General features: G+C 40.9%; 18 protein-coding genes. 14 read left to right on the forward strand and 4 right to left on the reverse strand.

The genetic code is table 11. The features are described from left to right. The 11 genes from AAE250_RS03975 to AAE250_RS04025 all read left to right on the forward strand — a co-directional run bounded on the left by AAE250_RS03975 (window position 1) and on the right by AAE250_RS04025 (window position 12,887). Complete coding sequence (locus tag AAE250_RS03975) at window positions 1-1,332, forward strand: lipopolysaccharide biosynthesis protein (protein WP_342288730.1); 1,332 nt, start codon at window positions 1-3, stop codon at window positions 1,330-1,332. After that, window positions 1,332-2,354 carry a glycosyltransferase family 2 protein gene (locus tag AAE250_RS03980; RefSeq protein WP_342288731.1) on the forward strand — a complete coding sequence of 341 codons (1,023 nt, stop codon included), beginning with the start codon at window positions 1,332-1,334 and terminating at the stop codon, window positions 2,352-2,354. Before AAE250_RS03975 ends, AAE250_RS03980 begins: the two co-directional genes overlap by 1 nt. Then, window positions 2,351-3,496, forward strand: a complete 1,146-nt coding sequence (locus AAE250_RS03985) for a glycosyltransferase (protein ID WP_342288732.1) — start codon at window positions 2,351-2,353, stop codon at window positions 3,494-3,496. The genes AAE250_RS03980 and AAE250_RS03985 overlap by 4 nt, the downstream gene beginning before the upstream one ends. Before the next feature lie 167 nt (window positions 3,497-3,663). Further along, the gene (locus AAE250_RS03990; protein WP_342288733.1) at window positions 3,664-4,929 is read left to right on the forward strand and encodes a nucleotide sugar dehydrogenase; all 1,266 of its coding nucleotides are present in this window, start codon (window positions 3,664-3,666) and stop codon (window positions 4,927-4,929) included. 22 nt (window positions 4,930-4,951) lie between these two features. After that, the gene (locus AAE250_RS03995) at window positions 4,952-6,112 is read left to right on the forward strand and encodes a glycosyltransferase family 4 protein (protein ID WP_342288734.1); all 1,161 of its coding nucleotides are present in this window, start codon (window positions 4,952-4,954) and stop codon (window positions 6,110-6,112) included. A gap of 98 nt (window positions 6,113-6,210) precedes the next feature. Continuing rightward, a complete protein-coding gene (locus AAE250_RS04000; RefSeq protein ID WP_342288735.1) occupies window positions 6,211-7,284 on the forward strand; it encodes a polysaccharide biosynthesis protein in 1,074 nt (357 codons plus the stop codon). 17 nt (window positions 7,285-7,301) lie between these two features. Next, on the forward strand, window positions 7,302-8,450 hold the full coding sequence (locus AAE250_RS04005) for a capsular polysaccharide biosynthesis protein CapF (RefSeq protein ID WP_342288736.1): 1,149 nt from the start codon (window positions 7,302-7,304) through the stop codon (window positions 8,448-8,450). 31 nt (window positions 8,451-8,481) lie between these two features. Continuing rightward, window positions 8,482-9,666: a non-hydrolyzing UDP-N-acetylglucosamine 2-epimerase gene (gene wecB, locus AAE250_RS04010; protein WP_342288737.1), complete on the forward strand. Its 1,185-nt coding sequence runs from the start codon at window positions 8,482-8,484 to the stop codon at window positions 9,664-9,666. Between the two features lie 3 nt (window positions 9,667-9,669). Then, window positions 9,670-10,902, forward strand: coding sequence for a glycosyltransferase family 4 protein (locus AAE250_RS04015; RefSeq protein ID WP_342288738.1), 1,233 nt, complete (start codon window positions 9,670-9,672; stop codon window positions 10,900-10,902). After that, window positions 10,899-11,906: an NAD-dependent epimerase/dehydratase family protein gene (locus AAE250_RS04020; protein WP_342288739.1), complete on the forward strand. Its 1,008-nt coding sequence runs from the start codon at window positions 10,899-10,901 to the stop codon at window positions 11,904-11,906. The genes AAE250_RS04015 and AAE250_RS04020 overlap by 4 nt, the downstream gene beginning before the upstream one ends. 30 nt (window positions 11,907-11,936) lie before the next feature. After that, entirely contained in the window at window positions 11,937-12,887 is a 951-nt protein-coding gene (locus AAE250_RS04025; RefSeq protein WP_294596937.1) for an MraY family glycosyltransferase, read from the forward strand. An 81-nt stretch (window positions 12,888-12,968) separates the two neighbouring features. Here AAE250_RS04025 and AAE250_RS04030 read toward each other — a convergent pair whose 3' ends face one another. The 4 genes from AAE250_RS04030 to AAE250_RS04045 form a co-directional block, all read right to left on the reverse strand. Beyond that, entirely contained in the window at window positions 12,969-15,089 is a 2,121-nt protein-coding gene (locus AAE250_RS04030; protein WP_294596940.1) for a dipeptidyl-peptidase 5, read from the reverse strand. Window positions 15,090-15,151: 62 nt separating this feature from the next. After that, the gene (locus AAE250_RS04035; RefSeq protein WP_294596942.1) at window positions 15,152-16,483 is read right to left on the reverse strand and encodes an MATE family efflux transporter; all 1,332 of its coding nucleotides are present in this window, start codon (window positions 16,481-16,483) and stop codon (window positions 15,152-15,154) included. A 223-nt stretch (window positions 16,484-16,706) separates the two neighbouring features. Next, window positions 16,707-18,560, reverse strand: coding sequence for a membrane protein insertase YidC (gene yidC, locus AAE250_RS04040; protein ID WP_294596944.1), 1,854 nt, complete (start codon window positions 18,558-18,560; stop codon window positions 16,707-16,709). Between the two features lie 33 nt (window positions 18,561-18,593). Beyond that, window positions 18,594-20,213, reverse strand: coding sequence for a CTP synthase (locus AAE250_RS04045; protein ID WP_294596947.1), 1,620 nt, complete (start codon window positions 20,211-20,213; stop codon window positions 18,594-18,596). Window positions 20,214-20,476: 263 nt separating this feature from the next. Between AAE250_RS04045 and AAE250_RS04050 the strand changes: the two genes are divergently transcribed. The 3 genes from AAE250_RS04050 to AAE250_RS04060 all read left to right on the forward strand — a co-directional run bounded on the left by AAE250_RS04050 (window position 20,477) and on the right by AAE250_RS04060 (window position 23,483). Further along, the gene (locus tag AAE250_RS04050; protein ID WP_294596950.1) at window positions 20,477-21,916 is read left to right on the forward strand and encodes a DUF3078 domain-containing protein; all 1,440 of its coding nucleotides are present in this window, start codon (window positions 20,477-20,479) and stop codon (window positions 21,914-21,916) included. A 203-nt stretch (window positions 21,917-22,119) separates the two neighbouring features. Then, complete coding sequence (locus AAE250_RS04055; RefSeq protein WP_294596953.1) at window positions 22,120-22,539, forward strand: SoxR reducing system RseC family protein; 420 nt, start codon at window positions 22,120-22,122, stop codon at window positions 22,537-22,539. 38 nt (window positions 22,540-22,577) lie between these two features. After that, window positions 22,578-23,483, forward strand: coding sequence for a Fe-S cluster domain-containing protein (locus AAE250_RS04060; RefSeq protein ID WP_294596955.1), 906 nt, complete (start codon window positions 22,578-22,580; stop codon window positions 23,481-23,483). Window positions 23,484-23,518 lie beyond the last annotated feature (35 nt).

Genomic DNA, 23,518 nt, shown 5'->3' on the forward strand with positions numbered 1-23,518 from the left:
ATGAGAAACTTTATAAAGCTATCAAATTGGAATGATATTAGATATGCTAAAGCTATAAAAACATCTATTGTTTCGCTTTTAGTCCAATTTGTGAATATTCTGACATCTTTTATAAGTGTACCTCTTCTTATCAACGCAGTAGGTGTTGAACGTTATGGATTATGGGCAGCATTTGCTGCTGCTTTTTCTTTTCTTTCCTTTTCTGATTTTGGGTTAGGGATAGGAATGCAAAATCGTATTTCTATATGTATTGCCAATAATGAAAGAATAAGAATTCAATCTATTTTTGTATCATCATTATATATGTCAATATTTATGGCCATAATTCTTTTTTGTATAGTTCTTTTTCTTGTTAATTATATAGCCCCTTCTGTTGTCAATTGGATAAAGTACAATGACTCTTCTATTGACAGTGATATAACCCCAACTATAATATCAGTATGTTTAATAATAGGATTGGGGGTGATTGCGGGAATAATACAACGAACATTTGATGCTTTTCAGGAAGGTTATATTTATCGGTATATTAATGTGTTTTCGCGTCTTTTATCTCTATTTTTTTTATATTGGGGAACATGTAGTAATGCGTCATTAGCTCAACTTGTATTTGTTTTTAATGGTACTCCTTACATTTGTTTAATTATCTCTATCTTTTTTTGTTGTAAAAGATATTCGTTAACTTTAGATTTGGCTTTATTCGATATTCATGAATTAACGCAAATATTTAAAGTTGGTATAGTAGGACTTGGTGCTGGTATTTCTATTTTTTTAGTTTCCCAACTGACTCCTCTGTTGATTTCCTTTAATTTTGGATTAAATCAGGTTGCTGCATATTCTGTTATAATGCGCGTTTTAAATGTGGCTGTATTATTTTATACTTTGGTCATATTGCCGTTTTGGCCTGCAGTAACAGATGCATATGCTAAGAAAGAGAGAGAATGGATAAAGCGCACATTGAGGAAAATGAGAGTTGCTGTATTCTCTTCGCTTATTATAATATTAGTTTTAGCTGGGATATTTTCTAGACCTTTTATTTTGTGGTGGACAAATATGGAAATTATACCACCAATGGAATTGATAATTTCTTGTCTTTTATTTGTCGGCTTGTATGTATGGAATACACAAGTATCTGTCTTTCTTAATGCAGCTTCATTGTTTAGAGGACAAGCAACGTATGGAATTCTTTTATCTTTATTGTCGCTATATACAGTTTATACATTTAGTAGTCTTCTATCAGAATGTTTAGTTATTATAATTGTTTCTATTGGACTCTTGCTGAGAAATATCTGTATGGAATTTGAGTTAAAATATAAATTATTGAAAAGAATATAATGAGAAGTGATGTTCCTATTGTTGTTTTTTTCTTTTTAAGAATAGAGAAAACAAAGAAAATAATAAGTCAACTATCATCAGTTGCTCCTAAAAAAATATATTTAATAAGCGATGGTGGACGCTCTGAGAAAGAAAAGGAAATTGTTGCAGATTGTAGAAGGCAAGTTGAAGATATTATAACTTGGCCTTGTACTGTTGTGAAGAATTATGCAGATAAAAATGAAGGTGTGTATAATCGCATAGCATTAGGAGCAAAATGGGTATTTAGCCAAGAGCCTATGGCTATTTTTTTAGAAGATGATAATTTGCCTGAAATTTCATTTTTTCAATTTTGTGAGGAACTCTTGGATAAATATAAGGACGATAGTAGAATATTATGGATTTGTGGTACAAATTATTTGATAAACTATGAGCCAAAAGATGGGAGTAGTTATCTTTTTACACATAATATGTTGCCTTGTGGTTGGGCTTCATGGAGTGATAAATTTAATAAATATTATGATGGTTTTTTAGAATTGTGGGCAGATAAGTATATCCGTAAAGAGATAGAGAGTAAATATGATAACAAAGTTTTATTAAAGCAAGATATTAAGAGATGGGATATGGAGCTTGATCGATTGAGAAGAGGACAGCGTTTTAATTCATGGGATGCTCAGATGGCTTTTTCTATCAGAGTACATGGATTATATGGCATAGTTCCTAAGTATAATCAAATTAGGAATATAGGAGTAGATTTAAATTCTGTTCATGGGGGAATTTCATTAGATAATATTATGACAAAGCGCTTTTGTGAGTTGAAAACCATACCAATGGAGTTTCCACTAAAGCATCCCAAAGTTGTAATGATTGATAGGGCATTTGAATCTAAAATATCTAATATTATAACACTCCCACTAATTTATAGGATGAAAGCAAAATTAAATGTTATTGCAAAAATGATTTTTTTTGTAGGTTCAAATGATAGTTTTGTAAAAACGATGAAAAGCAGAATGAATAGATTACTGAGCAAAGGCAGAACATGAAGACAATATTATTAATCTCTCAGTATAAATTTCCAGAAGGTGATGCTGGTTCTGTTCGTTTTTATAATATGGCTCTTTCTCTTCAGACTTTAGGATATCGAGTTATTGTAATAGGACTTGGCAATGAAGGTACACCTTTCAATGAACTCTTGTATAAAGGGATCAAATATTACACGTTAAGGAGTGCCAATAAATACTCAACTTATTTTCTATTTCTTTTTCGAGTGATGAAAATGCTAAGAAATATCAAAAACAAGATGTCTGTTGATAGTATCATTTTAGGAACTAGTTTTCCTGATGTCTTATTGGGTTTACAAATCTATTGCTCCTTTTATAAGATATTATTGGTAAAAGATGTTGTTGAATGGTATTCTTCTAAACAATTTAAATTAGGAATATTTTCGTTTCAATATATTTTAAAGAATCTTGAGAATAAGTATTTTTTAATGAAAAGAACCCGTATAATTTCGATAAGTCATTATTTATATACTTCGTTTTCCAAAAGAGGTTTTTTCACAGTTCGTATCCCTATATTTTTTAATATGAAAGAAGCACCGTCATGCATAAAAAAATATGATGGTAAATTACAAATAGTATATGCAGGTAGTCCAGGAAAAAAGGACTACCTAGATGCTTTTTTGAATGGATTATTTTTATTGGATGACTTTGAGCTATCCCAAATTCGGGTTGTAATTGTTGGGGTTGATGATAGAGCTTTGAGAGCGTTAGTTGCGGATAAAGTTTATTCGAAAGTATCGTCTGTGTTATTGATAATGGGAAAGAGGAAGCGAGAAGAAACATTGAATATCATTGCCCAATCGAATTTTTCTGTTTTTCTACGTGATTCTGATGCACGATATGCAAAGGCTGGATTTCCTACGAAATCTATAGAATCGTTTTTCTGCGGGACTCCTATTATTTGTAATATATCATCGGATTTAGGTGATTTTCTAATTGATGGAAAGAATTCTTTTATTGTAAAATCGTTGAAAGAATCAGATGTTGCTTATACTTTGAGAAGGGCATTAAAACTTACACCACAGGAAATCCAAGAAATGAGTCATAATGCAAAAATGATTTGCGGTGAAAAATTTGACATAATTTCATATCAAAATGAGTTTGTACAGTTGTTAAGTGTTTAGTCTAAATCCTATGAATATAATTTAATACTGTTAGTATTTAGAACTGAATTTCACAGTATTTTAGTTTAATAATTCACTTATATGAACATTTTTACATTTTTACTTTTCAAGAGATAAAGATGTTGGCTTTTGAATCATTATAATTTTTATATAAATATAGAAAATTTATGGATACAGTAAAAATAGCCGTAATCGGTCTTGGTTACGTAGGGCTTCCTTTGGCTCGTTTATTCTCTACTAAGTATGAAACAGTAGGTTTTGATATGAATAAGACGCGAGTGGATACTTTGATGGCAGGCCATGATACCACACTTGAAGTATCAGATGAATTGTTACAATCTGCAATTGCAAATGGGTTTAAATGTACAACTAATATTGAAGATATTTGTAACTGCAATTTTTATATTATAGCTGTTCCTACTCCTGTAGATGGTAATCATAATCCAGATTTAACTCCTTTGTATAGTGCAAGTACTACTGTAGGAAAAGTGATAACCAAAGGCGATATTGTGGTGTATGAATCGACTGTATATCCGGGTGTAACAGAGGATGAATGCATTCCTGTAGTAGAAAAAGTTTCAGGCCTAAAATTCAATATAGACTTTTTTGCTGGCTATTCTCCTGAACGCATAAATCCGGGTGATAAGCAGCATACAGTGGAGAGAATCAAGAAAGTAACTTCTGGCTCTACTCCCGAAATAGGTAAGAAAGTGAATGAGATTTATGCTTCTGTAATAACAGCAGGTACACATTTAGCACCTACAATGAAAGTGGCAGAAGCAGCGAAGGTTATTGAAAATTCACAGCGGGATATAAATATTGCTTTTGTTAATGAACTATCTAAAATATTTACTCGTATGAATATTGATACCCAGGATGTACTGGAGGCTGCAAGTACCAAGTGGAACTTTCTCCCTTTTAAACCGGGATTGGTTGGTGGACATTGTATCGGTGTAGATCCTTACTATTTGGCTCAGTGTGCACAGAACTATGGCTATAATCCTGAGATAATTTTGGCAGGTAGAAGAATGAATGATGGCATGGGAGAATATGTTGCTAATCAAGTGGTGAAGTTGATGCTGAAAAAAGGACTTCAAGTTTTAAATTCCAGTATACTGATACTTGGGTTTACTTTCAAGGAAAATTGTCCAGATGTTCGTAATACGAAAGTGATAGATATCTATAGAGCTTTGAAAGAATACAATCTGAATATAACTGTTTATGATCCTTGGGCAAACGTTGAAATTGTTAATCGAGAGTATAACTTAAACATAGAGTCTCAATTGTCCACACAAAATTTTGATACGGTTATTTTCGCTGTAGCTCATGATTGTTTTAAAAAAATAAATGTAAAAGAGATAGTTAAAAGTAAGCATGTTATATTTGATGTAAAAGGTTTTTGTGATAAAGGTTTGATAGACGGAAGACTATAAATATTTAGTTTTAATTACTACTATGAAGCTTGGCGTATACTTAGAAGCCAATTACCAATTTAAGAATGGCGATTTATATTGTAGTGATATATACACATTACTACTAAATCAATTATCCTTTGAATATAATTTATCTTTTCTGGGTCGTATTACAGATGACATAGAAGCTTCTTTATATAGCTATAAAATTGTGAAATATGATAAGTTTTACAAAGTGTCTACCTATCGAAATTTGGTGTGTTTGTGCTGTAAATATTTGATATATAGATATTTTAATAAAAAAATATTGGAGGAGTTTGTGGAAAGTTCAGACTGTTTATTGATAATGACTCCATCTCCGATTAGTATAGACTTAATTCATATCGCACAAAAATATGAAAAACCAATGAGACTCCTTGTTAGACAAGATACAAGAGCTGTTATTCCTCAGCGATTTAATGGAATAAAGAAAATTTTGGCTACTTGTGTTGCGAATTACTTAGAGCATTCAGTTGAGATGTTGACTCAAAAAAATGATTTAACAATTCTAGCTCTTGGACCTAGTATAGCTAAAAGGTATTGCAACTTTACTTCTAAATGTTCAATATTTATAAGTTCTAGATATAAAATCAATGATATTGTTCCTCTTTCGAGAATAGGTAATTTAAGCTTTAATAATACTGTAAATTTATTATTTGTTGGACGGATAGAAATAAATAAAGGATTATATGAATTGATTATTGCTTTATCGGAACAAGACTATTTTAACTATCATTTAACTATAGTTGGTGATGGAACATACAAAAAAGAAATGATAAATTTAGTAAAAAGAATAAATCTTGATAATAAGGTTACTTTGGTTGGTTATAAGACTTACGGAGAGGAATTATTGAATATATATCGTGCTAATGACATTTTTATTTTACCTAGTTACAGTGAAGGATTACCTCAAGTTATTTTAGAGGCAATGGCTAGTGGTTGTTTGGTCCTGTCAACATCTGTAGGGAGCATTCCGTATATAATTAATAATAGGAAGAACGGAGTTTTATTTAATCCTCATAGCATCTCGTCCTTGATCTCTGTATTTAAGGAATTAGTTACTATTGATGAGTGTGAACTATATAGAATGAGAAAATTAGGGCTTGAAACAGCAAGGCAGTATGCTTATGAAAATCAGATTGATGTGTTGAAATATACTCTCTAATATATTATTTATAGTAGTGTGGATTTAGCTAAAAAGAATAATTAGCTTAAAGTTGTACTTTTTCCATTTTATAGATTTTATAATTATAAAATATTATTATGTCCATTTTTAAAGATAAAGTTTTATTAATTACCGGTGGAACAGGTTCCTTCGGTAATGCTGTATTGCGTCGTTTTCTTGATTCTGATATCAAGGAAATCCGCATATTTAGCCGTGATGAAAAGAAGCAAGATGACATGCGTCATCACCTGCAAAATCCTAAAGTGAAATTTTACATCGGCAATGTGCGTGACCGTCAATCTATTGATAGTGCAATGGTGGGAGTGGATTACGTTTTTTCCGCTGCTGCCTTGAAGCAAGTGCCTAGTTGTGAATTCTTTCCCTTGCAGGCTGTACAGACCAATGTAATCGGTACAGATAACGTATTGGAATCGGCCATAGCCCATGGCGTAAAAAATGTAGTCGTACTTTCTACCGACAAAGCTGCCTATCCCATCAATGCCATGGGTATTAGCAAAGCGATGATGGAGAAGGTTGCAATAGCCAAAGGACGTGCTCTCGGCGATGGAGTTGGAACTACTATTTGTTGTACCCGTTACGGTAATGTGATGGCAAGCCGTGGTTCGGTAATTCCCCTTTGGGTGGAGCAGATAAAGAATGGTAAGCCCGTTACGATAACGGATCCCAACATGACCCGTTTCATGATGACCTTGGATGATGCCGTAGATTTGGTAATCTACGCATTTGAACATGGTCATAACGGGGACTTGTTCGTGCAGAAAGCTCCTGCCGCCACGCTGGATGTATTGGCCCAAGCTCTGAAAGAAACTTACGCGCAGATAAATCCAAAATATGGTGAGACGGAAGTGAAAACTATCGGTACCCGCCATGGTGAGAAACTGTACGAGACACTGGTGACCCGCGAGGAAATGGCTAAAGCCATTGATATGGGAGAATATTACCGTATCCCTTGTGATACCCGCGATTTGAATTATGACAAGTTCTTTACGGAGGGTAATGAGGATGTCGCTAAAATAGAAGACTACCACAGTCATAACACTGCCCGTCTGGATGTAGAAGGTATGAAAAAGCTTCTCTTGAAACTTCGTTTTATCCGTGAAGATCTTGGATTGGAGGAGAAAGCGAAAAGTACAGAGATCAAGAGTGAATAAATAACCCATTTGTCTTTATGAAAGTTTTAATAACCGGTGCCAAAGGGTTTATCGGCCGGAATCTTGTATCCCAATTGCATAATATTCAAAGCGGGAAAGCAAGGAACTATGGGCTATCAGGAGCTGAGTTGACAATCTATGCATATGATGTAGACAGTGATCCTTCGGAGCTGGATGTTTATTGTAAACAAGCAGATTTTGTTTTTAACCTGGCTGGTGTAAACCGTCCCAAAGAGCAGACAGAGTTTATGCAAGGTAATTTCGGCTTTGCTTCCACACTTCTTGCTACCTTGAAGAAATATGGAAATACGTGTCCGGTAATGATCTCCTCCTCTATACAAGCTACATTGGATAACCCCTACGGTGAATCGAAGCGTGCAGGCGAAGAGTTGATGTTTGATTACAGCAGGGAAACGGGTGCAAAGGTACTGGTTTATCGTTTTCCGAATGTCTTCGGTAAATGGTGTCGTCCCAACTATAACAGTGCGGTAGCTACGTTCTGCCATAACATTGCCCACGATTTGCCTATCCAGGTAAATGACCCTTCGGTTATGATGAGCCTGGTGTATATAGATGATGTAGTGGATGAGCTGATTGCTGCATTGGCTGGCAAGGAACATAGCGTAAGGAATTATTGTGAAGTTCCTACTGTGCATGCTGTCACCTTGGGAGAAATCGTTGACTTGATTTATTCATTCAAGGCGATGCCCGTTACTTTGTCCGTACCAGATTTGAGTAATGCCTTTACTAAGAAACTTTATTCCACCTATCTGTCCTATCTGCCCAAGGAAAAGTTTGTCTATCCTTTGAAGATGAATGTGGATGGTCGTGGAAGTTTTACAGAAATAATACGTACTACAGACCGTGGTCAGTTTTCAGTAAATATTTCCAAGCCGGGCATTACCAAAGGCCAGCACTGGCATCATACTAAAAATGAAAAGTTTGTAGTAGTAAGCGGCCATGGTTTGATTCAACTCCGCAAGATCGGCACTGAAGAGGTTGTTGACTTTGAAGTTTGTGGCGAAAAGATGGAAGTGGTGGAAATGATTCCCGGATATACGCATAATATCATCAATCTCTCTGAAACGGAAGATCTGGTGACGTTCATGTGGTGTAACGAGTGTTTTGACCCGGATAGGCCGGATACATATTTTGAAGAGGTTTGAAGACATAAGAACAAAAGGAAGAAAATAGAAAATGGAGATTCGATTGGATTATTCTGATATAAAGTTCCAGGAGAACGGTAAGCTGAAACTTTTGATAATCGTGGGTACCCGCCCGGAGATTATCCGCCTGGCTGCCGTGATTAATAAATGTCGCAAGTATTTTGACTGTATACTTGCCCATACGGGCCAGAATTATGATTATAACCTGAACGGGATTTTCTTTCGTGACTTGAAGCTGAAAGATCCTGATGTGTATATGAATGCAGTGGGTGATGATCTTGGTGCCACGATGGGAAATATTATCAATGCCAGCTATAAATTGATGGCGGAGACAAATCCTGATGCAGTGTTGGTGCTTGGTGATACCAATTCTTGTCTGAGCGTGATAGGTGCCAAACGGCTTCATATTCCTATTTTCCACATGGAGGCTGGTAACCGCTGTTTTGATGAATGCCTGCCGGAAGAAACCAACCGCAGGATAGTGGATATAATTTCTGATGTGAACCTTTGCTATTCGGAACATGCCCGTAGATATCTGAACGCTTCGGGTGTTGCCAAAGAACGTACTTATGTAACGGGTTCCCCGATGGCTGAAGTGCTGCATGAGAATTTAGCTGAGATAATGGCTTCGGATATTCACGCAAGATTGAATCTGCAGAAAGGACGTTATATCTTGCTTTCCGCGCATCGGGAGGAAAATATAGATACTGAAAAGAATTTCCTTTCATTGTTCAAGGCCATTAATACCTTGGCTGAGAGATATGACATGCCTATACTGTATAGTTGCCATCCCCGTAGTAGGAACCGCCTGGAAACAAGCTGTTTTCAATTAGACAAACGGGTTATCCGTCATGAACCTTTGGGCTTTCACGATTACAACTGTTTGCAAATGAACGCTTATGCCGTTGTAAGTGACAGCGGTACATTGCCTGAAGAGAGTAGTTTCTTTACTTCGGTAGGTTATTCATTCCCTGCCGTATGCATTCGTACTAGCACGGAACGTCCGGAAGCATTGGATAAGGGTTGTTTTATTTTGGCAGGCATTGATGAAAGATCTTTGTTGCAGGCAGTCGATACAGCTGTGGAAATGAACAATAACGGTGATAATGGCATTCCGGTTCCCAACTACACGGATGAGAATGTATCGACTAAGGTTGTGAAGTTGATACAAAGCTATACGGGGGTGGTAAATAAGATGGTTTGGAGGAAGTTATAGGATATGCCTAAGAGAATCTTGATACATAGCTTGATTTTTAGCCCTGATGGGGTTTCAACAGCATATCTTTATGATGATATTGCGTTGAAGTTCAAAGAGAGTAGTTATGAAGTAATAGTACTAACTACCACACCTCATTACAATGTAGTAGAATCGCAGTTGTCAGCACAACCGCTGAAATGGAAAATCTGGGGGATTTGTAAGGAAAGCTGTTTTCAAGGCATTAGAGTTGTTCATGTGCCGCAGAAAAAGTTTAAAAATACTTTTCTTCGGGTACTGGGATTTTTGTATTGGCATATAGTATCTTTTTTAGTAGGGTTATCTCTGAAAAATATAGGTGTCATCCTGTCACCTTCTCCTCCATTGACTATCGGTGTGATCAACCTTTGGTTGGCAAAAATCAAGGGTTGTAAGACTATATATAATGTTCAGGAGATATATCCGGATATACTGAAACGGAAAGACGGTTTTATTATATCCTTATTGCGTAAAATGGAACGGTATGTTTATAATCATTCAACAGCTGTTACGACGATAGATCAAGTCTTCTATAATACAATAGTCGGAAGGTTTAAGGATAAATCCAAACTCCATATAATACCTAACTTCGTAGACACAGAATTATATAATCCTCGAAAAGGAAACACGAAGTTCTTGGATGCTAATCTTTTTCCTGCAACGACTTCCTTGAAATTGCTTTATGCCGGAAACATAGGCTTTGCACAAGACTGGGAGCCTTTGATCTATTTAGCGGAAAAGACTCGTGGATGTCCTATTGAATATTTTATCATCGGTGAAGGGGTTATGAAACCTCTTCTGGAAAAAAGGGTTTGTGAGTTGGGATTGGGTAGCATACATATTTTGCCCTATCAGTCCAGAGATTTGATGCCGTCCATTCTTGCCTATTCGGATATTCAATTCATTTTTATGAATCCTGAAATGGAAATGCAAGGATTTCCTTCTAAGGTTTATACCATTATGGCCTGTGGCAAACCTTTGTTGGTTTGTTCGGGAAAAGATACTCCTATAGTTAACTTTTTGCAGGAATATAACTGTGCAAAGTTGATAACAGAAAAGGATATAGCAGAGAAAGTGGGAGAAATGGTGAATTGGTTGAATGAGGTTTCAAAAGATGAATTGGTTTCTTTGGGCCGGAATGGTGTAAATGTGATTGAACGGTTATATGCCAAGGATGTGGTGACTAAACAATATGTAGACTTGGTTAAATCTTTATGAATATACTTATTACCGGAGTTCATGGTTTTGTGGGCTCCAATCTTGTGGTTGCCTTAAAGGCACATCATAGCCTTTATGGGCTGGATATTGTTGCGCCTGAAAAGGTGGGTGTGATACAGACTTTTTCTTGGAAGGATATTGAGCCTGCTTCTTTTCCGGTGCAGAATCTTCCGAAGTTTGATGCTATTATTCATTTGGCAGGCAAGGCACATGATACGAAGAACCAGTCTGCTGCTCAGGCTTATTTTGATATCAATACTGGCTTAACACGAAAGATCTTTGATTTCTTTTTGGAATCATCTGCGAAGAAGTTTATTTTCTTTAGTTCTGTGAAGGCAGCGGCAGATAGTGTAGTGGGGGATGTACTGACGGAGGAGGTGATACCGACACCGGTTGGACCTTATGGGGAGAGTAAGATTGCTGCGGAAGAGTATATAAAGGAACATTTTATTTTACCTACCACCTCCCCCTGCGGGTACTCCTCCTCCCTAGAGGAGGAGAATAGAATACACTCGGATAAACAGGTGTATATCTTGCGTCCTTGTATGATTCATGGTCCCGGAAATAAAGGGAATCTGAATTTGCTTTATAATGTTGTGAAGAAAGGTATTCCTTGGCCTCTGGGAGACTTTGAGAACAGGAGGTCCTTTACTTCGATTGATAATCTTTGCTATGTGGTGGAGGGATTGTTGACGAAGGATGTTTCGAGTGGCATTTATCACATGGGTGATGATGAAGCTTTGTCTACGAATGAGTTGATAGCTTTGATGTGTGAGGTGTTGGGGCGTAAGCCGCATATCTGGAAGATGAATAAGCGTATGATGGAAGGTTGTGCCGGATTGGGCACCTTACTCCATTTGCCTTTGAATACGGAACGTTTGCGTAAGTTGACGGAAAACTATGTGGTGAGTAATGCAAAGATTAAGGCAGCTTTGGGAATTGATAGGATGCCGGTTAGGGCAGAGGAGGGGATAGTAAGAACGATAAAATCATTCATAAATTAACAATTAAAGATTAAAGAGGAAAATACTGTTATGTATTATCTGATTATATTAGTTCTGCTCTTTTTAGCAGAACTTTTTTATTTTAGGATAGCCGATAAGTGTAATATCATTGACAAACCCAATGAACGTAGTTCTCATACGAAAGTGACTTTGCGTGGTGGTGGAATTATCTTCTATTTCGGTGCATTGGCCTATTTCCTGACGAGTGGCTTTGAATATCCCTGGTTCCTGCTGGCCTTGACACTGGTGACGTTCATCAGTTTTGTGGATGACATAAAATCTACCCGACAAATGACAAGACTGCTTTTTCATTTCTCGGCTATGGCTTTGATGTTTTATCAGTGGGGACTGTTTTCCTTGTCGTGGTGGTGGATACTCATTGCCTTGATAGTCTGCACGGGCATTATCAATGCTTACAACTTTATGGATGGCATCAATGGAATAACTGGCGGTTATTCTCTGGTTATTCTTACTGCATTGGCTTATGTCAATAAGGAGGTGGTGACTTTTGTGGAAGCGGATTTCATCTATACCGTTATTTGTTCCGTTCTTGTCTTCTGCTTCTTCAATTTCCGTAAGAAGGCGAAGTGCTTTGCCGGTGATGTGGGTTCTGTGAGCATTGCCTTCATCCTTCTTTTCCTGATAGGCAGACTAATCATTCAGACTGGTGATTTCAGTTGGATTGTCTTATTGTCCGTTTATGGTGTAGATAGTGTTCTGACTATCATTCATCGGCTGATGCTCCATGAGAATATCGGTTTGCCGCATCGGAAGCATTTGTATCAGATTATGGCGAATGAGTTGAAATTACCTCATGTGCTGGTTTCCTCCATTTATATGCTGGTGCAAGCTATTATTATCATAGGATATATTTACTATCAAGAATATGCATATACGTATTTAATAGGTTGCGTTCTACTATTAAGTTTGGTTTACATTCTGTTTATGAAGAAATACTTCCGCCTTCATCTGAATAAGTAAACCTATAAAACATAACAGAACAGTCCCCGATTCTTAATGAAAGAATCGGGGACTGTCAGTTTATACCCTTTGAGAGTCTTTTTATTTACCCGGCTTCAGCCATTTATCCAACCACTCAAAGAAAGTGCGTTGCCACAGTACGCCATTCTGAGGTTTCAGCACCCAGTGATTTTCATCGGGATAGATCAGCAATTCGGCAGGAACACCACGCATCACGGCAGCATCGAAGGCAGCCATTGCCTGGTTGGCAAGGATACGGAAGTCCTTTTCGCCATGGATACAGAGGATAGGAGTATCCCATTTGTCGACGAAGAGATGCGGAGAGTTGGTAAAAGTACGTTGAGCCGTAGCGTTGTTCTTTTCCCAGTAAGCGCCGCCCATATCCCAGTTGGCAAACCATTTCTCTTCTGTTTCCAGATATTGCATTTCCATATTGAAGATACCATCGTGAGCGATGAAAGCCTTGAAACGTTTGTCGTGATGTCCGGCAAGCCAATATACGGAGAAACCTCCGAAGCTGGCGCCGACACAACCCAGACGGTCTTTATCCACAAAAGGCTCTTTGGCAACTTCGTCGATTGCAGTGAAATAATCCTTCATGCATTGACCACCATAATCGCCGCTGATAGCTTCGTTCCATTCTACACCAAAGCCCGGAAGACCGCGACGGTTGGGAGCTACGATAATATAATCGTTTGCCGCCATGATCTGGAAATTCCAACGATAGCTCCAGAACTGACTGACGGGGCTTTGAGGACCACCCTCGCAGAAGAGCAGGGTAGGATACTTCTTGTTCGGGTCGAACTGAGGCGGATAGATTACCCATGTTAGCATCTGCTTGCCGTCGGTAGTCTTCATCCAGCGGGCTTCCACTTTACCCATTTCCAGTTGGTCGTAGATTTGCTTGTTCTCGAAAGTCAACTGTGTAGCTTCGGCAAAAGCATCGCCGTTGCGGGAATTGGCTACGGCGTAGATTTCATCACCCATGCTCATGGAGTGACGTTTGGCAATCACTTTGTCGCCGCAGAGGGCAAGAGAAGCGTAGTCGTACATGCCATCGGTAAGCTGAGTCAGCTTATCGCTGTCGGTAAGGTTGATGTTGTAGATCTGTGTCTCACCGTGCCATACGCCGATGAAATAGATGCTTTGAGAGTCTTTATTCCACAAGAAAGCGTCTACATTTGATTCGAACGCCTTGCTGACGAAACGCTTTTCACCGGTCTCGAGGTTCATGATGAACAGACGGTTCAGATCGGCTTCGTAACCGTCGTGCTCCATACTCTGCCATGCAATGTATTTACCGTCGGGAGAATACTGCGGGTTGGTGTCGTAACCCTTGTTTTCTTCGGTGATATTTACGGTTTTCTTGCTGGCAAGGTCGTAGATGTAGATGTCGGAGTTCGTGGAGATGGCATACGCCAGCCCGGTCTTCTTACGACAAGTATAGGCTACTTTATCAGAAGACGGACTCCATGCCAGCTGCTCGATACCACCCCAAGGTTTCATCGGACTTTCGTAAGGTTCGCCTTCCAGAATATCGGTTACGTTATTGATGCCGTTATCGTCGAAGTCGGCAACGAAGGGGTGGGGGGCAGTCGTCACCCACTCGTCCCAATGTTTGTACATAAGGTCGGTTACGATGATACCGGTTGCCTTTGGCAGATCAGGATGTTTATCGGCAGTGCTCTTCACGGTCTTCACCTGGGCGATGAAGAGCAATTTCTTGCCGTCGGGAGAGAAGGAGAAGCCTTCGATATCTCCGTCATATTCGGTCAACTGTTTACGTCCGCTGCCGTCGGGATTCATTTCCCATACCTGACTGCTGCCGCTTTCGTTGCAAAGGAAAGCAATCTTCTTGCCGTCTTTAATCCAGGTAGGTTCTCCTTCTTGCCAGGCATCACGGGTAATTTGCGTATTACTGCTGCCGTCGGCATTCATAACGAATACTTCGCTGTTGCTTTTGTTCTGCGGTACACTGTAATAAGATACGGTGTAGGCAATCTGTTTCTCGTCGGGAGATACGGCTACGCTGCCAATGCGTCCCATCGCCCAAAGGGCTTCGGGTGTCATACTCTTGCCTTCGATCTTGATGTCCGAACGCTGGATAAGCGCTGCTGCATCCGGTTGCCCGGCATCTTTCGCTCCTCCGCAGGAGGCCAATGTCATTGCTGCTGACATAAACAATAGGTTTACTTGTTTCATATAATTAGTGTTTGATGAATATCCGTCGTATATTTATTATGTTGCGAAGATACAGAAATATTTTAAATCTTCTTCTGACTCCATTTCCCTTTCTTCATGTAGAAATAACAAAGCGTTAAAATACCGATGGAATATACATGCTCCGACGTCCATGCAAACGCAACATCGAGCTTCAGATAAGAGACGATGTACGTGATGTAACAGACGTAGATGGCAAGCGTTATCATTTCCAGCGCCAAGGCGGTACGTGTATTTCCGGTTCCCGATACCGACTGGAAGTAAACATTGGCAGGAACCAGGAACAGATATGCCGAACAAAGTACCCAGAGCGAGGGTACAGCAGCTTCCCTCAGTGCAGGAATGTCGGTATACACACTCAGAATCAGATTCGGGAACAATGCAAAGAACAGGGCAAACGGAAGTACAAACACATAAGCGATGCGTATGTGCTGGCGTATGGTGCCTTGAACATAGCGTATGTCTCCCGCACCGATAAGGTTACTTACCAACGAACCGCAGGTTGAAGCAAAGGCCATCATCACCATGAAAAGAATACCCGAAACATTACGGATGATATTGGTAATGGCCAGCGAACGTTCTCCCAGATGTTCTATATATAGGAAGAGCAGGAACCAGGTGGAGAGGGAGAAGAAGTTCTGTACCATCGTCCACAATGAAACGTTCAGCATTCGTTTCAGAATCTCCGGGCGGATGCCCGGTATCTTGTCTAGTCCATACTTTCGGATATCGATGCGATAACGGGTATACAGGATGAAGAATACCAGTGAAATCAACTCGGACAATGAAGAACCGATGGCTGCTCCGGCAATGCCGAGGGCAGGTACTCCGAACTTACCGAAGATAAGGATATAGTTGAGTACGACATTGCTCAATACCATCACGATAGAGTTCAGCGTCAAAGTCTTGGTCTGCGTGGTGCCCAGGAAGAATGCGCGGAACATAACTGCTGCAAAGGTAAAGAAGAAGCCGAAGATACGCCAGTTCAGGTAACTGATGGCGGCTTCGTAAATATGGTCGGACGAGACGATGCGTCGCAGTATCATCGGTGCAAGGCAATAGCATAGCAGGAACATGACTGTGGCCAGTCCCAGCTGGAAGTAGGTGCCTTGATAGAACAGATTACCGATTTCGCGGTATTGCTGCTCACCGTTGCGCCTTGCCATAAGTATCTGTGCCCCGATGCTGAAGCCGAATGCCACCATGAAGATGACTACGTAGAAGATGCCGGCAATAGCGGATGCTCCCAGCTCCACTTCGCCTACGCGCCCCAAAAAGGCGGTGTCTGTCATACCTATCATTTGCTCCATAAGCAGACTGATAAGGATAGGGTAGGCGATAAGCCAGATTTGTTTGTAGGTGTATTTAGTTTGCATAATCTATAAATCTTATATTATAATGAATGTAATTCAAGTGCTTTAAAAATAGATGATGTATCCGTTTCAAACAGATAATGCGTTTGACCCTAACAGATGATGCGTTTGACCTCAATAGACCATGCGTTTCAGCTCAACAGACCATCTGTTTTCTCCTTCAGATTAAAAAAGCCGAACAACATACATTGTCCGGCTTTCAGCAAAAGAATATATTGAATAGAGATTATCTCTTATTCTGTTTTTCTTTCATCATCTGCTCTTGCTGCTTTTGCATCGCTTCGAGGCGGGCAGCAAAACCGGTTTTCTTCATCTTCTTCGGGTCCTTCTTGTTGGCCTCCATTTGGGCAAGAAGTTTCTCTTCGTTGGTGGTTCGCCGCATGATGAGCGTTGTTACCACACTGATCAATGTAGAGATGAAGTAGTAATAGTTCAATCCCGAAGGATAGTCGTTCAAGATGAACAAGAACATAACGGGCATCAGGTACGACATCCACTTCATGGCTGCCATCTGAGGATTGGCTCCCGTATCTTGCTGTTGCATCATGTACTTCGTGTTCAATATATTGGTTGCCGTCATCAGCAAGCAGAACAAGCTGAGGTGGTTGCCCAAGAACGGGATATGGAACGGGAAGTTGATGAACGCATCGTATGTGGAGAGGTCATCCGCCCACAAGAAACTCTGCTGACGGAGTTCGATTGCACTCGGCACGAACATAAACAACGCCATCAGGATAGGGAACTGCAACAACATCGGAAGGCATCCTCCCATCGGACTGACACCGTACTGGCTGTATAGCCCCATCACTTCCTGTTGCTTCTTCATCGCATCCTCCTGCTTGGGATATTTCTTGCCAATCTCATCGATTTTCGGCTTCAGTACACGCATCTTGGCCGATGACATGTACGTCTTCCATGTTGCGGGGAATACTACAGCCTTTACAATCAGCGTCATCAGCAACAGCACGATACCCATGCTCAGACCCCAGCTGGACAACCAGTCGAAGATGTTGATAGTGAGCCATTTGTTTATCCAGCGGATAAGCGGCCAGCCCAGGTAAACCAAGCGGTTCAGCTCCCATTTCTCTGTGCGACCTTTATCGAGAGCAGTCAGCGTCTTGTAGTGATTCGGGCCAAAGTAGAAGAACAACTGTGTGGGTTCTTTGCCGGTCGGATCGAACTTTGTACTCATTTCTGCCGAGTAGTCCTTGATGTAACCGCTGCCTTGAGCCTCCATCTTTGAAGTCAGCTTGGTCTTTTCAAAATCGGCGTCGGCCAAGAATACCGTAGAGAAGAACTGGTTCTTGAAAGCAATCCAGTCCAAGCGTTCGGGAACTTCTTTCTCGTCGTTCTTGTTGGCGGACAAGTAGTCGGTGCCTTCTCCGGTCTTCTTATAGGTCAGTTCGGACAGACGGTTTTCGTACGTATAACCTTTCTCTATCTGGCGGGCTCGTTGTGCCCATTCAATGTCGACATAATTGTTGCTGGCTGCCAGCTTGCCTTCCATGTTGACTGCCTGGATGGTGAAGTCTATCAGGTAGGTGCCGTTGCGCATGGCATACGTAAAGTCGATGTAGCTGTTGCTGTCTGCCGACAGGCGCATGGTGACAGTGCTGTCCGTGCGGTTCACTGCGGTGAAGTAGTAGTCTTCCGTCTGAATGGTTTCCTTCTTATTATAGAAGAGAAAGTTCATGGAAGCATCGTCACCGCTGAATAATGTGACGGGAGTCTTCTTGTCTTGTCCCATATACTCTTTCAGCGTGGCCGAAGCAATGCGTCCGCCCTTTGTATCTACCGTAATCTCTGCCAGGTTGTTCTGGATGGTCACTTGCGAGTTGGTTCCTTGACGGGCGTCGAAGAAGAGGGTGGTGGAGTCAACTGCTACTTCTGTTCCTTTTTCGTTGGCCAGGGCTGCTTCCGATTTAGCTTTTAAGGCTTCTTCGCGTTGCTGCACCTGGGCAATGGAGTCATAGTAGTGCTGTTGGGCTTCCAGTTGCTCCTGGCTGGGACGGCTCAGAAAACTGAAACCTACTAACAAGATAGCTATTAAAACAAGACCTGTGATGGTGTTTTTGTCCATTCTCTGTTAATTACAAATTACTAATTACAAATTTTATTTATTATCGTTTTCGTTTTCGATGGCGGCTTTTACAAATGCTACGAACAACGGATGCGGGTTCAATACCGTACTGCTGTATTCGGGATGGAACTGCGTACCGATGAACCATTTCAATTCAGGTATCTCAACGATTTCTACCAGATCCGATTCGGGGTTGGTACCCACACACTTCATGCCGGCTGCTTCGTATTCGTCCTTATAGGCATTGTTGAACTCATAACGATGGCGGTGGCGTTCCTGAATGTGTTCGGTTCCGTATGCTTTGTATACTTTACTGCCTTTTTGCAATACGCATTCGTAAGCACCCAGACGCATGGTTCCACCCATGTTGGTGATAGACTTCTGCTCTTCCATGATGTCGATGACGTTATGGGGAGTCTTTTCATCCATTTCGCGTGAGTTGGCATCGGCATAGCCCAGCACGTTGCGGGCAAATTCGATAGCCATGCATTGCATACCCAGGCAAATGCCAAAAGTAGGAATGTTGTGCGTACGTGCATACTTGATGGCTACAAACTTGCCAGGAATACCGCGTTCGCCGAAGCCCGGTCCTATCAGTACGCCTGCCATGCCTTTCAATGCTTCTTCTACATTCTCTTCCGTCAGCTTTTCGCTGTTCACAAAGTCTACCGACACTTTGCGGTCGTTGTAAGTTCCGGCCTGCGACAGGGATTCGCGGATAGACTTGTATGCATCTTGCAGATCGTATTTACCTACCAGGGCAATGTGCAGTGGTTCTGTACTTTCTGCTTTATGACGACGTTCGAGGAAGGCACGCCATGGGCCCAAGCCCGGAGTATCGCCTACCGGAAGTCCCATTTTCTTCAGGATGGTAACATCCAGTCCTTGTTCCTGCATCATAATGGGCACCTCGTAAATGGTCGGGGCGTCATAGCTCTGCACAACTGCACTCTCGTCTACATTACAGAAGAGGGCTACTTTCTTGCGCAAATTGGTACTCAGATGGTGTTCTGCACGGAGTACCAGGACATCGGGCTGAACACCGGCACTTTGCAACTCTTTAACAGAATGCTGGGTAGGCTTGGTCTTCAACTCACCGGCAGCGGCAAGGTAGGGTACATAAGTAAGGTGTACGCACAGTGCATCTTTACCCAGTTCCCACTTCAACTGACGGATGCTTTCCAAGTACGGAAGGGACTCGATATCACCTACCGTACCACCGATTTCGGTAATAACAAAATCGAATTTATATTTGTTTCCCAGCAGCTTTACATTCCGCTTTATTTCATCCGTGATATGAGGGATAACCTGGATGGTCTTTCCCAGATAGTCACCCCGGCGCTCTTTGTCGATGACGCTTTTGTAGATACGTCCGGTTGTAATATTATTGGCCTTAGTGGTTTGAATACCTAAAAAACGTTCGTAGTGTCCTAAGTCGAGATCGGCTTCATGGCCATCTACCGTTACGTAGCATTCACCGTGTTCATAAGGGTTCAGCGTGCCCGGGTCGATGTTGATATACGGGTCAAACTTCTGGATGGTTACTTTATAACCTCTTGCTTGCAGCAACTTACCGATGGAGGATGAGATGATACCTTTACCTAATGAAGAGGCAACGCCACCGGTGACGAAAATATACTTTGTTTCTCCCACAACTATATTGTTTTATTAATTGTTACTCATTGTAAATGTACCCGTTGGTACACAACAGACTTAAAAAGCGCAAAATTATAAAAAAAAGAGGAAGTACAGAAAGTTTCGGTAAAACAATTATTAAAAAATACGATTTCATCGAAGAAGCACTCTTCCGTTTTTCATTTAGTTTTCGATACGTTTCTTCGGTTTTCTAATTGTTTTTCTATGTATTCTAAACATTTTCAGCTAAATTTGCACTCAAATCATAGGTTTTAGGAATTATGAAGAATAGACACATCTCAATTTGGGTGATTGCCGCAATGATTTCTTCGTCGATGATGGCGCAGGATGTGGCGGAGCCCGCCATAAAGAATGTAAAACAGAAAACAACCGCTAAGGCTGATACTTTATCAGGGATAATGAGTGAATATATGATCTTGAAACTGAAGCCGGAAGGTACTCGTTATAGGCTGGATACAGTTTCGGTGTTGTATGAAAAACATATTGGCGTTTTGGATTATCTGAACGATCCTACTACACCGGAGCGTTATATAACTCTCAGTCCTGATTACTATCGCTTATTCCTTCCCCTTACTTATTATTATGCTCCCATGAGGCGCTATTCCAAGCTGAGATGGAGCTTTCAGAAGCCTGATACGGTTCCGGCTCTGACACGTGAGTTGTTACCGATAGATACGTTGAGCTTCACCTCGAAGAAAAGGGCCAATAAGATTGTGGATCGTACTTTGCTGGGCACTTATGTAGATTATCCTAATCTGGTGGTAAGAACCGAAAGAGAGATAATGAAGCGCCGCAGCTATAGGGATAATATAGAGAAAGAGGTTTCTTCTAAACCATCCGTCGTAAAATTGTTTGGAAAAGAAGACATGATAAGGGTAAAAGAGGACGCGGAAGTCATAATCCACAAACCCAACTGGTGGGTGACGGGTGGAAACGGTTCGCTGCAATTTACTCAGAACTACATTTCCGACAACTGGTATAAGGGTGGGGAGAGCACGAATGCTCTGCTTGCCAATCTGCAGTTGTTTGCCAATTACAACGACCAGGAGAAGATTCAATGGGAGAATTTGCTGGATGCCAAGTTAGGTTTCAGTTCGGCACCGTCGGATGAGTACCATAACTATTTGGTAAGTACCGACCAACTCCGGTTGTATAGTAAGATAGGTATTCAGGCTGCATCGAAGTGGTACTATACAATTACTACGGAATTTAAGACTCAGTTCGTTAACGGTTACAAAGCGAATAGCGAAGAACTGGTTTCTGCTTTCTTTGCTCCGGCCGACTGGACAAGCAGTATCGGTATGGACTACAAGTTGAAGAAGAAGAAATTCAGTTTGTCTGTTTTCATGGCTCCCTTGACGTATATGATGCGCTATATAGGAAACAAGGATGTAAACGAAGTCAGTTTTGGTCTGGACGAAGGTAAGAGTGTGAAGCATAACTTCGGTTCGCAGGTGCAACCGACGCTTTCGTGGACCATCATTCCTACTATTGTGTTGGATTCTCGCCTGGATTTCCAGACCAGTTATGAATGGACGCGCATCGAGTGGGAAAATACTGTAAACTTTGTGCTGAACCGTTATCTTTCTACCAAGCTCTACGTACATGCCCGCTATGATGATAGTTCCCGCCCGACAGAAGGAGATAGCTATTTTCAGGTAAAAGAATTATTAAGCTTCGGCATCAATTACAAATGGTAACTATACAGGTCGTTAATAAATAAAAAGAACGCTCCGTTGGATGACAATGGGGCGTTTTTTATGTCTTTTAATAGAAAAAATGAAGAAAAACCTCATAAAAAAGGGAAAAAGAACGTTTACGTGCACATAAAAAGTATTCGAAAGGTTTGCAGTTCATAAATAATGCGTAAATTTGCCGCGATTTGTAATGCTCACTTTGCAAAATGGCGAATACTATAAGACATCAAGGTATTGTGGAAAACATAAATGGTTCTCATCTGAAGGTGAGAATAATCCAAACTTCAGCATGCGCTTCATGTAGTGTAAAGGGGCATTGTAGCTCTGCTGATACCAAAGAAAAACTTATTGATATAACAGATGCTGATGCTGCTTCGTATCAACCCGGCGACCGCGTATGGGTGGTAGGAGAACTCTCGATGGGGGCAATGGCGGTATTGTTGGCTTTCGTATTTCCTTTCCTCGTTTTAATTGTCTCTTTATTCATTTTTATGGTTATTTGGAATGACGAGTTGCGTTCTGCGCTTTGCTCGTTGGCGCTTCTTATACCTTATTATTATATATTGTGGCTGAACAAGTCACGATTGGGAAAGAAGTTCTCATTTTCAATACAACCGATGAACTAGCTAATACATAAAACAAATAATTAATAAACAACTAATTTATGAATGTAATTCTGATTGCAGTGATTTCATTGGGAGTTATAGCGCTGGTAGCTGCCGCTATCCTTTATATGGCTTCCAAGAAATTTGCCGTGTATGAAGATCCGCGAATTGCGCAGGTGGCAGAAGTCTTGCCCCAGGCAAACTGCGGAGGATGTGGTTACCCCGGTTGTGGCGGATTTGCAGACGCTTGTGTGAAGGCGGGTTCGCTGGAAGGCAAGTTTTGTCCGGTAGGCGGGCAGGCTGTCATGACGCAGGTTGCTGAAATCCTGGGTTTGGATGCTGCTGCTTCCGAGCCTATGGTTGCAGTGGTGAGATGTAATGGAACTTGTGCTAATCGCCCTCGTGTGAATCAATACGATGGAGCAAAGAGTTGCGCTATTGCCGCTTCTCTTTATGGTGGTGAGACAGGTTGTAGTTTTGGTTGCTTAGGCTGTGGTGACTGTGTGGCTGCCTGCCAGTTCGATGCTATCCACATGAACCCCGAAACCGGTCTTCCTGAAGTGGACGAAGCAAAGTGTACGGCTTGTGGAGCATGCGTCAAGGCTTGTCCGAAGTCTATTATCGAAATTCGTCCGCAAGGCAAGAAGTCACGTCGCGTATATGTGCAGTGTGTAAATAAGGATAAGGGTGCTGTAGCACGCAAGGCTTGTACCGTGGCTTGTATCGGTTGTGGCAAGTGTGTGAAGGTATGTCCGTTCGAAGCTATTACGCTGGAAAACAATCTGGCTTATATTGATCCCAACAAGTGTAAATCTTGTCGCAAGTGCGAGGAGGTTTGTCCGCAAAACACAATCATTGCGCTCAATTTCCCGCCACGCAAACCGAAGGCTGATGATGCTGCTCCGGCTGCAAAGAAAGTAGAAGCAACTCCGAAGGTAGCAGAAGCTCCGAAAGCAGAGGCATAAATTAATAAGTAAATAAAACGACTATAAAATACAGA

This window comes from Bacteroides sp. GD17 (genome assembly GCF_038448625.1).
Lineage (GTDB): Bacteria > Bacteroidota > Bacteroidia > Bacteroidales > Bacteroidaceae > Bacteroides.

What these genes read in the sequence shown, in the direction of transcription:
- wecB (WP_342288737.1), top strand. Translation starts at nt 8,482, where the DNA reads ATGGAGATTCGATTGGATTATTCTGATATAAAGTTCCAGGAGAACGGT.
- AAE250_RS04020 (WP_342288739.1), top strand. Translation starts at nt 10,899, where the DNA reads ATGAATATACTTATTACCGGAGTTCATGGTTTTGTGGGCTCCAATCTT.
- yidC (WP_294596944.1), bottom strand. Translation starts at nt 18,560, where the DNA reads ATGGACAAAAACACCATCACAGGTCTTGTTTTAATAGCTATCTTGTTA.
- AAE250_RS03995 (WP_342288734.1), top strand. Translation starts at nt 4,952, where the DNA reads ATGAAGCTTGGCGTATACTTAGAAGCCAATTACCAATTTAAGAATGGC.
- AAE250_RS04005 (WP_342288736.1), top strand. Translation starts at nt 7,302, where the DNA reads ATGAAAGTTTTAATAACCGGTGCCAAAGGGTTTATCGGCCGGAATCTT.
- AAE250_RS04055 (WP_294596953.1), top strand. Translation starts at nt 22,120, where the DNA reads ATGGCGAATACTATAAGACATCAAGGTATTGTGGAAAACATAAATGGT.
- AAE250_RS04050 (WP_294596950.1), top strand. Translation starts at nt 20,477, where the DNA reads ATGAAGAATAGACACATCTCAATTTGGGTGATTGCCGCAATGATTTCT.
- AAE250_RS03980 (WP_342288731.1), top strand. Translation starts at nt 1,332, where the DNA reads ATGAGAAGTGATGTTCCTATTGTTGTTTTTTTCTTTTTAAGAATAGAG.
- AAE250_RS04025 (WP_294596937.1), top strand. Translation starts at nt 11,937, where the DNA reads ATGTATTATCTGATTATATTAGTTCTGCTCTTTTTAGCAGAACTTTTT.
- AAE250_RS04060 (WP_294596955.1), top strand. Translation starts at nt 22,578, where the DNA reads ATGAATGTAATTCTGATTGCAGTGATTTCATTGGGAGTTATAGCGCTG.
- AAE250_RS04035 (WP_294596942.1), bottom strand. Translation starts at nt 16,483, where the DNA reads ATGCAAACTAAATACACCTACAAACAAATCTGGCTTATCGCCTACCCT.
- AAE250_RS03985 (WP_342288732.1), top strand. Translation starts at nt 2,351, where the DNA reads ATGAAGACAATATTATTAATCTCTCAGTATAAATTTCCAGAAGGTGAT.
- AAE250_RS03990 (WP_342288733.1), top strand. Translation starts at nt 3,664, where the DNA reads ATGGATACAGTAAAAATAGCCGTAATCGGTCTTGGTTACGTAGGGCTT.
- AAE250_RS04015 (WP_342288738.1), top strand. Translation starts at nt 9,670, where the DNA reads ATGCCTAAGAGAATCTTGATACATAGCTTGATTTTTAGCCCTGATGGG.
- AAE250_RS04030 (WP_294596940.1), bottom strand. Translation starts at nt 15,089, where the DNA reads ATGAAACAAGTAAACCTATTGTTTATGTCAGCAGCAATGACATTGGCC.
- AAE250_RS03975 (WP_342288730.1), top strand. Translation starts at nt 1, where the DNA reads ATGAGAAACTTTATAAAGCTATCAAATTGGAATGATATTAGATATGCT.
- AAE250_RS04000 (WP_342288735.1), top strand. Translation starts at nt 6,211, where the DNA reads ATGTCCATTTTTAAAGATAAAGTTTTATTAATTACCGGTGGAACAGGT.